Here is an 11,246-nt window from a genome sequence, read left to right as displayed (position 1 = left end):
GGTTGCTGTTGTCCTTCCATCGGTGCGCGCCGACGCGCCGGACAACAAGCACACCGGAGGGAGCCGCATGGCTGGGCTTGAGACGTTTTATGAGGTGATGCGACGGCAGGGCATCACCCGCCGATCCTTCCTCAAATATTGTTCGCTGACCGCCGCCGCGCTCGGTCTCGGCCCGGAATTCGTGCCGCAGATCGCCCATGCCATGGAAACCAAGCCGCGCACGCCGGTGCTGTGGCTGCACGGGCTGGAATGCACCTGCTGCTCGGAGAGCTTCATCCGCTCGGCGCATCCGCTCGCCAAGGATGTCGTGCTGTCGATGATCTCGCTCGACTATGACGACACGCTGATGGCCTCCGCCGGGCATCAGGCCGAGGCGATCCTTCAGGAGGTGATGGAGAAGTACAAGGGCAACTACATCCTCGCCGTGGAAGGCAACCCGCCGCTGAACGAGGATGGCATGTACTGCATCATCGGCGGCAAGCCCTTCCTCGACCAGCTGCGCATGGTGGCGAAGGACGCCAAGGCGGTGATCTCCTGGGGCTCCTGCGCCTCGCATGGCTGCGTGCAGGCGGCGCGCCCGAACCCGACCCGCGCCACGCCGGTGCACGAAGTCATCACCGACAAGCCGATCATCAAGGTGCCGGGCTGCCCGCCCATCGCCGAGGTGATGACCGGCGTGATCACCTACATGCTCACCTTCGACCGCATGCCCGAGCTCGACCGGCAGGGGCGGCCGAAAATGTTCTATTCCCAGCGCATCCACGACAAATGCTACCGCCGGCCGCATTTCGACGCCGGCCAGTTCGTCGAGTCCTTCGACGATGAGGGCGCGCGCAAGGGCTATTGCCTCTACAAGGTCGGCTGCAAGGGCCCGACCACTTACAACGCCTGTTCCACCGTGCGCTGGAACGAGGGCACCTCCTTCCCGATCCAGGCCGGTCATGGCTGCATCGGCTGTTCGGAAGACGGCTTCTGGGACAAGGGCTCCTGGTATGCGCGCCTCACCGATCTGCACGGCGTCGGCTTCGGCATCGAATCCACCGCCGACCGGGTCGGCCTCGGCGCGGCGGCGGCGGTGGGCGGCGCGGTGGCGCTGCATGCCGCGGTGAGCGCGCTCAAGCGCGCCCAGCACAAGCACGGCAACGGTTCGAACGGCTCCAGCCACACGGGAGACGCGGCATGACCATCCAGACCCCCAACGGCTTCAGCCTCGACACGTCAGGCAAGCGCATCGTCGTCGATCCCGTCACCCGCATCGAAGGCCATATGCGCTGCGAGGTGAATGTCGATTCCAATAATGTCATCCGCAATGCGGTTTCCACCGGCACCATGTGGCGCGGGCTGGAGGTGATCCTCAAAGGGCGCGACCCCCGCGACGCCTGGGCCTTCGTCGAGCGCATCTGCGGCGTGTGCACCGGCTGCCACGCGCTCACCTCGGTGCGCGCGGTGGAGGACGCGCTCGACATCCGCATTCCCAACAACGCCTTCCTGATCCGCGAGATCATGGCCAAGGTGCTGCAATGGCACGACCATGTCGTGCACTTCTATCACCTGCACGCTTTGGACTGGGTCAACCCGGTCAATGCGCTGAAGGCCGATCCGAAGGCGACCTCGCAGCTGCAGCAGATGGTCGGACCCGACCATCCCAATTCCAGCCCCGGCTATTTCCGCGATGTGCAGAACCGGCTGAAGAAATTCGTCGAAAGCGGCCAGCTCGGCATCTTCAAGAACGGCTACTGGGACAACCCGGCCTACAAGCTGCCGCCCGAGGCCGATTTGATGGCGGTGACGCATTACCTGGAGGCGCTCGATTTCCAGAAGGAGATTGTCAAGGTTCACACCATTTTCGGCGGCAAGAACCCGCATCCGAACTACATGGTGGGCGGCGTGCCCTGCGCCATCAACATGGACGGCAACATGGCCGCCGGCGCGCCGCTGAACATGGAGCGGCTGAACTTCGTCAAGCTGAAGCTGCAGGAAGCCTTCGCCTTCTCCAAGAACGTCTATGTCCCCGACGTGATCGCCATCGCCTCCTTCTACAAGGGCTGGCTCTATGGCGGCGGCCTCTCCGGCCTCAACGTCATGGACTATGGCGACTATGAAGCGGTGCAGGGCCGCAAGGAGACCGACCGCCTGCCGGGCGGCGTCATCCTCAACGGCAAGTGGGACGAGGTTCACCCCATCGACCCGCGCGACCCGGAGCAGGTGCAGGAGTTCGTCACCCATAGCTGGTACAGCTATGGCGACGGCAATGCCGACAAGGGTCTGCATCCCTGGGACGGTGTTACCCAGCCGAAATACGAGCTCGGCCCCAACGCCAAGGGCACGCGCACCGACATTCGCGAGATCGACGAGAGCGCCAAATATTCCTGGATCAAGGCGCCGCGCTGGAAGGGCAATGCGGTGGAGGTCGGGCCGCTCGCCCGCTACATCCTCGCCTATGCCCATGGCGTCGATTATGTGAAGGGGCAGGTGGACGACTCGCTCGGCCGCTTCAACGCGCTCGCCGGCACCAGCCTCACGCCGCAGCAGGCGCTGCCCACCACCATCGGGCGCACGCTGGCGCGGGCGCTGGAGGCGCATTACTGCGCCCAGATGATGCTGGACGATTTCGACCACCTCATCGCCAACATCAAGGCCGGCGACAGTTCCACCGCCAATGTCGAGAAATGGGACCCCGCGACCTGGCCGAAGGAGGCCAAGGGCGTCGGCACGGTGGCGGCGCCTCGCGGCGGGCTCGGCCACTGGATCAAGATCAAGGACGGGCGGATCGAGAACTATCAATGCGTGGTGCCGACCACCTGGAATGGCGGCCCGCGCGACCCCAAGGGCAATATCGGCGCCTTCGAGGCTTCGCTCATGAACACGCCGATGGAGCGGCCGGAGGAGCCGGTGGAGATCCTGCGCACGCTCCACTCTTTCGATCCGTGCCTCGCCTGCTCGACGCACGTCATCGCGCCCGACGGGGCGGAGATGGCGCGGGTCACGGTGCGCTGAGGGGAGGCGGCGATGACCAGCATCGACCCCGCTTCCCTCCACACTGCGCCTCCGGCCTTGCCCGCCACCATAGACGGCGAGCCGGTGGGCCGGGTGAGCGCCGTCTATGTCTATGAGGCGCCGGTGCGCCTGTGGCACTGGACCAATGCCGCGGCGATCAGCGTGCTCGCGCTGACCGGCTACCTCATCGGCCAGCCGCTCCCGACCTTGTCAGGCGAGGCGAGCCAGCACTATGTGATGGGCACCATCCGCTTCCTGCACTTCTCCGCCGGCTACATCTTCGCCGTCGGCTTCCTGTTCCGCATCTATTGGGCCTTCGTCGGCAACCACCATGCGCGACAGCTGTTCATCCTGCCGTTCTGGAGCCGGGCCTATTGGCGCGGCCTGTTCGAGGAGGCGCGGTGGTATTTCTTCCTCGAAGCCAAGCCGAAGAAATATGTCGGCCACAACCCGCTGGCGCAGTTCGCCATGTTCTGGGCCATCGGCGTCGGCTCGGTGTTCATGATCGTCACCGGCTTCGCCCTCTATTCCGAGGGGGCGGGGCCGGGCAGCTGGCAGGATCATCTGTTCGGCTGGGTCATCCCGCTGCTCGGCGGCAGCCTCGACGTGCACACCTGGCACCGTCTCGGCATGTGGGCGATCCTGCTGTTCATCATCGTCCACGTCTATGCGGCGATCCGCGAGGACATCATGTCCCGCCAGTCCATCGTTTCCACGATGGTCTCGGGTGTGCGCACCTTCAAGGATGACGATCCCGACTGAGATTCCGGTCCTTCCCGGAATACGGCCTGCGGGGACAGGCCGGCTTTGAGGGCGCGGCCTCGGCCGCGCCCTTCTTTTTATCTGGATGACAGATTTCCGTTTCAGGTCGAAATTGGAAGGACTCTTTCCAGACCGCAGGTGGCTTTCACTGCGGATCCGCAGATTTCGACAATATCGCCAACGACTTAATGGGTGGATCCCCGAGTGGCACGCTGTTTGAATTGAGACAGATTCAAAAGAGCGGCGGTCAGACCGCTCGCGCCTGGGGAACGGAAAAGTCGCTTCGAGGAGACGTCGCTCATGGCCGACGAACGCATTCTCATACTCGGCATCGGCAACATCCTGTGGGCGGATGAGGGCTTCGGCGTCCGCGTCATCGAGGAATTGCAGGCGCGCTACGAGCTGCCCGAACACGTCACCGCGCTCGATGGCGGCACGCAGGGCCTCTATCTCCTGCCTTATCTGGAAGAGGCGGACGCGGTCATCATTGTCGACGCCATCGACTATGGCCTGCCGCCGGCAACGCTGAAGCAGCTTCGCGACGACGAGGTGCCGGCGGTACTGGGCGCGCGCAAGGTGAGTCTGCACCAGACCGGCTTCCAGGAAGTGCTCGCGCTGCTGCAACTGCGTGGATGCGCCCCGTCGCGGCTGCGGCTGGTCGGCGTGCAGCCGGAGCGGCTTGACGATTATGGCGGTGGCCTCACCCCCGCCATCGCCGCGCAGGTTGGGCCGGCGCTGGCCGTGGTACTGGGCCTGCTGGCCGACGAATTCAGCGTGACAGTGACGCCGCGCCGTTCAGTGGAAGGCTTCACCCCGCCCGCGATCAGCCGCGAGGCCTATGAGACCGGCCGCCCGGCCGCCGAGGACGCCTGCCGCATCGGCGATGCCCGCGTGCTCGCCGGCTGGCGCTAGGAGCGGCCCCATGTGCCTCGGCATCCCTATGGAAATCCTCAGCGTCGACGGTCACGCCGCCCGCTGCCGTCGCGGCGAGGAACTGCATCTCGTCGACCTCTCGCTGCTGCCGGAGGCGCAGCCGGGCGACCATGTGCTGACCTTTCTCGGCACCGGCCGCCGCCTGCTCGACGCCGACGAGGCGCGCCTGATCGCGCAGGCGCTCGACGCCGTCGCGGCCGCCCTGAGCGGCGATGCGGCCGCCATCGACCACGCCTTTGCCGATCTTGTCGGCCGCGAGCCGACCCTGCCGGCCCATCTCGCCCTTTCCGCCGCTTCCCGCCCGGAGCCGACTTCATGACCCCCGACACGCTCCATCCGCTCGTGGCACGCCTGACCACCGCGCTCGGCTATCCCTATCTCGACAGCGAGGAGGAGGCCGCCGCCACCCTGCCGGCGGGCGACAGCCTGCTGTTCCTGCCCGCCCACGGCAAGGCGCATATGGAGACGCCCGATATCGCCGTGGTGCTGCCGGAACTGGTCGGTGCCCTCGGTGCCTCCGCCACCATGAGCGGCGCGGTGGCCGGGCCGGCTTATGAGAAGCAGCTGCGCGAGCAGCTCGGCGGGATCGCTTTGCCGGCTATCGTCGTCCTGCGCGGCGGACGGCCGCTCGGCTCGCTCTCGCGCATGCGCGACTGGGACGAATTCCTCGAACGCCTCTCCGCCGTCCTCGCCCGTCCCGCCGCCAGCCATTGAGGTCCGCCATGTCGTCCATTCCCTTCGCGACGGTTCCCCCCATCGGCTACGGCGCCGGCAGCCAGCCCGGCGAGGAGGCCGACGGCCTCGCCTATCTTGCCATGCCCTCCGGCATGCGCATCTATGAAGCGCATCTGCCCGAAGTCGACGATCCCGCCCGCTTCGCCCCCGCGCTGGCGACGCTGGAGGCGATCCGCGCCGCGCTCGCGCAGTGGACGCCGAACGGCTCCACCACGTTCGCGCTCGATGGGCTGGACGCGGAAAATCGGGCGCTGGTCGACGAGACGCTGGGCGAGGGCGAGGTCGCGATCGTGGTCGAGGTGCCGGGCGAGCGCATCGAGATACAGGAAGCCAGCTGCGCCGGCGTGTGGCGGCTGCGGGCGACCGCCACGGCGCCCGGCGCGGCGCCGATCACGCGCGAGCGCATCGACATCGCGCCCTTCCCGCGCGGCGCGCTGGTGCGGGCCTTTCCGCGCGACTGGCCGGTGGACCTTGATTATGTCGCGCGGCCGCGCGCGGGCGTGGTCAATGCCCCCGCCATCCTCACCGAGATCGTGCACAAGAGCCGGGAGCGCCGTCCCGGCGGCCTGCCGCATGTGATCAATCTCAGCCTGCTGCCGCACACGCCGGAAGACCTCGCCCTCATCGAAGCGGGGCTGGGACGGGGAGGGATCACCATCCTCTCGCGCGGCTATGGCAATTGCCGCATCGATGCCACGGCGACAGTGGGCGTCTGGCGGGTGCGCTACTACAATTCGGCCGACACGCTGATCCTCGACACGATCGAGGTGACTGATGTGCCCGAGGTCGCTTGCGCCGCGCCGGAGGACATTGCCGACTCCGCCGAGCGTCTGGCCGATATCCTCGCCGCGATCCGCTAGGAGCCCTTCGATGCTGACCAAGCGCTTTGAAGGCTCCTTCCTCGGCGACGCCGCCCGGCTGGCGCCGAATGCCGTGCTGGAATGCAAGATCTGCTGGCATGTCTACGACCCGGCCGTGGGCTGCGATTATTGGCAGGTGCCGGCCGGCACGCCCTTCGCGGCACTGCCGGAGGAATGGCGCTGCCCGAAATGCGACGGCGCCCGCGACCAGTTCATGGTGATCGACACCGATGGGGAGGCGCCCGTGCGCGCGCCGGCGACCGCACCGCCGGGCGTCGATCCCCGCCTCACCGCGCTTGCGGCCACCCTTCCCGCGCGCTTCGAGGCGGCGTTCCGGGAAATCCATGTCGGCCAGATGCGCGGCGTGCCGCTGCTCAACGAGACGCTGGAGGTCAAGGCCATCGGCTTTCGTCCGCATGGCCAGCGCGTGCTCGGCCTGCTGGTCACGCCGTGGTTCATGAACATTGTGCTGGCGCCGGGGCCGGACGAGGACTGGTCGGGGCTGGTCCCGGGGGCAAAGGAGATCATCGCCTTTCCCTCCGGCGAGTATGAATTCGTCGGCGCCAACCGCCCTGAGACGGGGCCTTACAAGGCGTGTTCGCTGTTCTCCCCGATGTTCGATTTCACCTCCATGCTGCAGGCCACCGAGACGGCGCGTGCCGCGCTCGCCGCCCTGTTCGACCCGGCGATCCGAGAGGAGGGCGACCGTTCCGACGAGATCCGCCGGGCGCGGCAGGAAGCCGTCGATGCCGAGGCGGCGCGGACTGCGGGCATGGACGTGAGGGACGAGGAGGCGAGCCCCACTGAGGCCGCGAAAGTGCCCGCCGTGCCGACCCGCCGCGCGCTGATCTTCGGTGCGGGCCTTGCCTCCGCCCCTGCCGCCGGGGAGGGCAGCGGCGCATGATCGGCGGGCTCGACATCGCGCTCGACAGCGCCGAGGGCGCGCCGCGCTGGCGTCTGACGCCGACCGGCGGGGGGCTCGGCACCGGCTGGGCCATCGGCCGCCGCGCGGAAGAGGTGGCGGCGCTGATGCCGCGCATTTTCAACCTCTGCTCCGGCGCCCATGCGCAGGCCGCGCGGGCGGCGCTCGGCCTGCCGGCGGACGAGGCCGCCACGCGCGCCGCCCGGCGGGAGCGGGCGCGCGACCATGCGGTCGCCCTGCTGTGCGACTGGCCGTCGCTGATGGGCCGCAGTCCCGACCGCGCGGCGCTGGCCGGGCTGGCGAACGGCTCGGAGGGGTCGATGCGCCGGCTGCGCGATGCTGTGTTGGGCGGCGATATCGACCTCGCCGGCGGTTCGATAAAGGCGATGGAACACTGGCTGGAGGCTGGCCGCAGCCCGACGGTCCGCCTGCTGGCGCATCTCCGCGCCACGCTCGACCCTCCCTGGGGGCGGGCGGAACTCGCCATGCCCGACGGGTCCGACATCGCCGCCGCGCTGGAGGCCGGGGAACCGGCACGCCTGCGCGAGACCACCGCCGCCGATCCCTGGCGCGCCGCGCCGCTGCTGCGCGATCTGCACGCGCGCGAAGGGGCGAGCCTGTTTCTGCGCCTGCTGGCCCGGCTGCTGGACCTTGTCGCGTGTCTCGACGGAGCGCCGGAGGCTCCCGTTCTCGCGTCTCCGGCCCCCGGTATCGGCCTCGCCCGCGCCGCGCGCGGCCTGCTGGCGCATCGCGCGCGTGTCGTCGGCGGTCTTGTCGCCGATTACCGCGTGCTGTCCCCCAGCGCGTGGAATCTCGCACCCGGCGGATTGCTGTCGCGCATGCTCGCAGCCTTGCCGATGAGCGGGCAGACGCCGATGCTGGCCCGTCTCGTCGTCTCCTGCGTCAATCCCTGTGTGCCGGTGACGCTGCGGATTGAGCCGAGGGAGGTCGCCCATGCATGAGATGGCGCTGTGCGAGAGCCTGCTGGACTCGCTGAAGGATGCCGCCCGCACCCATGGCTTCGCCAAGGTGACGAAGGTGCGGCTGGTGGTCGGTCCCTTTGCCGGGGTCGAGGTGGAGGCGCTGCGGTTCGGTTTCGACGTGGTGATGCGCGGCTCGCTGGCGGAAGCGGCCCAGCTCGACATTCTCGACGAGCCCGGCACCGCCTGGTGCTTCGACTGCTCCGATACCGTGGCGCTCGCCGACCGGCTTTCCCCATGCCCCCGATGTGGCGGCGAAAGGCTGAGGCCCAATGGCGGCACCGATATGCGTATCAAGGATCTGGAGGTGGTGTGATGTGTGTGACTTGCGGTTGCGGATCGGACAACGTCACCATTTCGGGCGCCCAGGGCGAGGCGCGCGGGCATGGGCATGGCCATGACCACGGCCATGACCACGGCCATGACCACGGGCACGCTCATCACCACGGGCATGACCACCATCACGACCACGCCCACGACCATCACCACGACCATCACCACGAGCATCATCCGGCCGCCGCAGCGGAAAGCCGGCTGGTGGAGATCGAGCGGGGCATCCTCGCCAAGAACGACGCTTTCGCTGCGGAAAATCGCGCCCGGCTGAAGGCAGGCGGCATCGTCTCGTTCAATCTTCTCGCCGCACCCGGCGCCGGGAAAACCACGCTGCTGGTCGAGACGCTGCGGGCTTTAGGCGCGCGGGTGCCGGCGGCGGTGATCGAGGGCGACCAGCAGACAGCCAACGACGCTGAGCGCATCCGCGCCACCGGCACGCCTGCCGTGCAGATTAACACCGGCAAGGGCTGTCATCTCGACGCGCATATGGTTGGCCATGCGCTGGAGGAACTGCCGCTGCCGCCGGGCGGGCTGCTGTTCATCGAGAATGTCGGCAACCTCGTCTGCCCCGCCGCATTCGATCTCGGCGAGGACAAGCGGGTGACGCTGCTCTCCGTGACCGAGGGCGAGGACAAGCCGCTGAAATACCCGGATATCTTCCAAACCGCCGATCTGGTTCTGCTCACCAAGACCGATTTGCTGCCCCATCTCAATGTCGATGTGGACGCCATCGAGCGTAATATCCAGCGCGTCAATCCGGTCGCCTCGATCCTGCATGTGAATGCCAAGTCGTCCGGTGGCCTCGCTGCGTGGCTCAACTGGCTGGGGGAACTCCGGCGCCAGCGTCTGGCCGAACTGGCGGCGGAAGCGGAGGTCAGGGCGCGGGCGCTGCGCGCAGCGGCGGAGGCACTGCCGTGACCCAGACCCGCCCCGGCATCCTCATCGTCGATGACGAGCCACGTTCGGTCGAGGTGATCGCCCGCGTGCTCGGCGAGGAATTCGAGGTGTTCACAGCGCTGGACGCCATGCGCGCGCTGGAGGTTCTGGAGAATGAGTGGGTGCAGGTCGTGTTCTGCGACCAGCGCATGCCCGGCCGCTCGGGCGTGGATTTGCTGACCGAGGTCCGCCGGCGCTGGCCGGATGTGGTGCGCATCATCGTCACCGGCTACACCGACCCGCAGGACATGATCGGCGCCATCAACGAAGCCGGCATCTACCAGTTCATCACCAAGCCCTGGCACCCGGACCAGCTTCTCTTGGCCGCACAGGGGGCGGCGCGGCTCTACCATCTCCAGCGCGAACATGACCGGCTGTCGCTCGAACTCAAGCTCGCCGCGCCCGCCGCCGAGGTGCGCTTTGCCGAGCAGCATGAGCGGGTGCTGCGCAACTTCCATTTCGACGCGCTGGTGCGTACCCCCGCCAGCCCGCTGAACGAGGTCTGCCGGCGCGCGGCGCAGGTCGCCGCCTTTGACATACCGGTGCTGGTGCTGGGCGAGACCGGCACCGGCAAGGAGCTGCTGGCGCGCGCCATCCATTATGCGAGCCTGCGCTCCGAGCGCCCGTTCTTCGCCGTCAATTGCGGGGCGATCCCGGACGAATTGCTGGAATCTGAGCTGTTCGGCCACAAGAAGGGCTCCTTCACCGGCGCCTACACAACGCGCATCGGCCTTCTCGACCAGGCCGATGGCGGCACGATCCTGCTGGATGAGATCGGCGACGTGTCGCCGGCCTTTCAGGTCAAGCTGCTGCGTTTTCTTCAGGAAGGCGAAATCCGTCCGGTCGGCTCCAACGAGACGCGGCGTGTGGATGTGCGCATCCTCGCCGCCACACATCGCGACCTTGCCGGCGAGGTGAAGGCCGGACGGTTCCGCGAGGACCTGTATTACCGCCTTGCCGCGATGGTGCTGACCCTGCCGCCGCTGCGCGAGCGCCGGGGCGATCTGCGCGTGCTGGCGCCGCGCATCCTCGACAGCCTGTCCAGCGCCCATGGCAAGCGCACCCAGGGCTTCACCGAGGAAGCTCTGGCCTGCATCGAGGCCTATGACTGGCCGGGTAATGTGCGGGAATTGCAGAACGAACTCACCCGCATGCTGGTGCTGGCCGGGGGCGGCCCGCTCGGGGCGGACCTGCTGTCGCCGCATGTGCTGCGCGGGGCCGCCGCCTCCAGCGCCAACGCGACGGCGGCCGATCTCGCGGTCAAGGATACCGGCCCGCTCAAGGACCGCATCGAGCGCATGGAAGCGCTGATCTTGATGGAAACGCTGCTGCGCTGCCGCTGGAACAAGAGCCGCGCGGCGGAAGAACTCGGCCTGTCCCGCGTCGGCCTGCGGGCCAAGCTCGACCGCTACGGAATCGCCCGCGACGGCACGTTCGGCCGCAGCCATTGAGGAGAAAACGCCATGTGTCTCGGCATTCCCGGCCGCATCGTCGCCCTTGTCGATGAAGAGGCGATGCTCGCCAGCGTCGATGTGTCCGGCGTGCGCCGCACGGTCGATGTCGTCTGCGTCGCCGAGCCCGGCCGCCCGCTCGCTGAACTGATCGGCGCCTGGGTGCTGGTGCATGTGGGTTTCGCCATGAGCGTCATCGACGAGGAAGAAGCCGCCGCCACGCTGAAGGTGCTGACCGAGATCGGCGAGGCGGAAGGCGAGATCGAGGCGATGCGCTCCGGCAGCGTCGAGCCTTTCCATCCATCCCCCGCGCTGCGGGCGTCGTGAGCGGAGTTGC

13 protein-coding genes are annotated in these 11,246 nt (G+C 67.9%); all 13 read left to right on the top strand.

Annotated features, from left to right (window positions below; translation table 11 throughout):
• Positions 1-67 precede the first annotated feature (67 nt).
• The 13 genes from J2S75_RS03600 (at position 68) to hypC (ending at position 11,236) form a co-directional block, all read left to right on the top strand.
• Entirely contained in the window at positions 68-1,183 is a 1,116-nt protein-coding gene (locus J2S75_RS03600) for a hydrogenase small subunit (RefSeq protein WP_244376311.1), read from the top strand.
• Positions 1,180-2,997 carry a nickel-dependent hydrogenase large subunit gene (locus J2S75_RS03595; protein WP_307018253.1) on the top strand — a complete coding sequence of 606 codons (1,818 nt, stop codon included), beginning with the start codon at positions 1,180-1,182 and terminating at the stop codon, positions 2,995-2,997. Before J2S75_RS03600 ends, J2S75_RS03595 begins: the two co-directional genes overlap by 4 nt.
• 12 nt (positions 2,998-3,009) lie before the next feature.
• Positions 3,010-3,759 (top strand): Ni/Fe-hydrogenase, b-type cytochrome subunit, encoded by a 750-nt coding sequence (cybH, locus tag J2S75_RS03590; protein ID WP_307018251.1) that lies wholly within the window; start codon positions 3,010-3,012, stop codon positions 3,757-3,759.
• Positions 3,760-4,059: 300 nt separating this feature from the next.
• Positions 4,060-4,671, top strand: coding sequence for a HyaD/HybD family hydrogenase maturation endopeptidase (locus tag J2S75_RS03585; protein ID WP_307018250.1), 612 nt, complete (start codon positions 4,060-4,062; stop codon positions 4,669-4,671).
• A gap of 10 nt (positions 4,672-4,681) precedes the next feature.
• Positions 4,682-5,011 carry a HypC/HybG/HupF family hydrogenase formation chaperone gene (locus tag J2S75_RS03580; RefSeq protein WP_307018246.1) on the top strand — a complete coding sequence of 110 codons (330 nt, stop codon included), beginning with the start codon at positions 4,682-4,684 and terminating at the stop codon, positions 5,009-5,011.
• A complete protein-coding gene (locus J2S75_RS03575) occupies positions 5,008-5,406 on the top strand; it encodes a thioredoxin domain-containing protein (protein WP_307018244.1) in 399 nt (132 codons plus the stop codon). The genes J2S75_RS03580 and J2S75_RS03575 overlap by 4 nt, the downstream gene beginning before the upstream one ends.
• Before the next feature lie 8 nt (positions 5,407-5,414).
• On the top strand, positions 5,415-6,287 hold the full coding sequence (locus J2S75_RS03570) for a hydrogenase expression/formation protein (RefSeq protein ID WP_307018242.1): 873 nt from the start codon (positions 5,415-5,417) through the stop codon (positions 6,285-6,287).
• Positions 6,288-6,297: 10 nt separating this feature from the next.
• Positions 6,298-7,191 (top strand): [NiFe]-hydrogenase assembly chaperone HybE, encoded by an 894-nt coding sequence (gene hybE / locus J2S75_RS03565; RefSeq protein ID WP_307018240.1) that lies wholly within the window; start codon positions 6,298-6,300, stop codon positions 7,189-7,191.
• Positions 7,188-8,171, top strand: a complete 984-nt coding sequence (locus J2S75_RS03560; protein WP_307018238.1) for a hypothetical protein — start codon at positions 7,188-7,190, stop codon at positions 8,169-8,171. Before hybE ends, J2S75_RS03560 begins: the two co-directional genes overlap by 4 nt.
• Complete coding sequence (gene hypA, locus J2S75_RS03555; RefSeq protein ID WP_307018236.1) at positions 8,164-8,505, top strand: hydrogenase maturation nickel metallochaperone HypA; 342 nt, start codon at positions 8,164-8,166, stop codon at positions 8,503-8,505. The genes J2S75_RS03560 and hypA overlap by 8 nt, the downstream gene beginning before the upstream one ends.
• Positions 8,505-9,440, top strand: a complete 936-nt coding sequence (hypB, locus tag J2S75_RS03550) for a hydrogenase nickel incorporation protein HypB (RefSeq protein ID WP_307018233.1) — start codon at positions 8,505-8,507, stop codon at positions 9,438-9,440. The genes hypA and hypB overlap by 1 nt, the downstream gene beginning before the upstream one ends.
• Positions 9,437-10,909, top strand: a complete 1,473-nt coding sequence (locus J2S75_RS03545; RefSeq protein ID WP_307018232.1) for a sigma-54-dependent transcriptional regulator — start codon at positions 9,437-9,439, stop codon at positions 10,907-10,909. The genes hypB and J2S75_RS03545 overlap by 4 nt, the downstream gene beginning before the upstream one ends.
• Before the next feature lie 12 nt (positions 10,910-10,921).
• Positions 10,922-11,236, top strand: a complete 315-nt coding sequence (gene hypC / locus J2S75_RS03540) for a HypC/HybG/HupF family hydrogenase formation chaperone (RefSeq protein WP_307018230.1) — start codon at positions 10,922-10,924, stop codon at positions 11,234-11,236.
• Positions 11,237-11,246 lie beyond the last annotated feature (10 nt).

The sequence above is a fragment of the Ancylobacter polymorphus genome, assembly GCF_030813495.1.
Classification (GTDB): Bacteria; Pseudomonadota; Alphaproteobacteria; order Rhizobiales; family Xanthobacteraceae; genus Ancylobacter; species Ancylobacter polymorphus.
The sequence above is the reverse complement of the archived record's forward strand: the minus strand, read 5'-3'. Positions and strand labels throughout refer to the sequence as shown.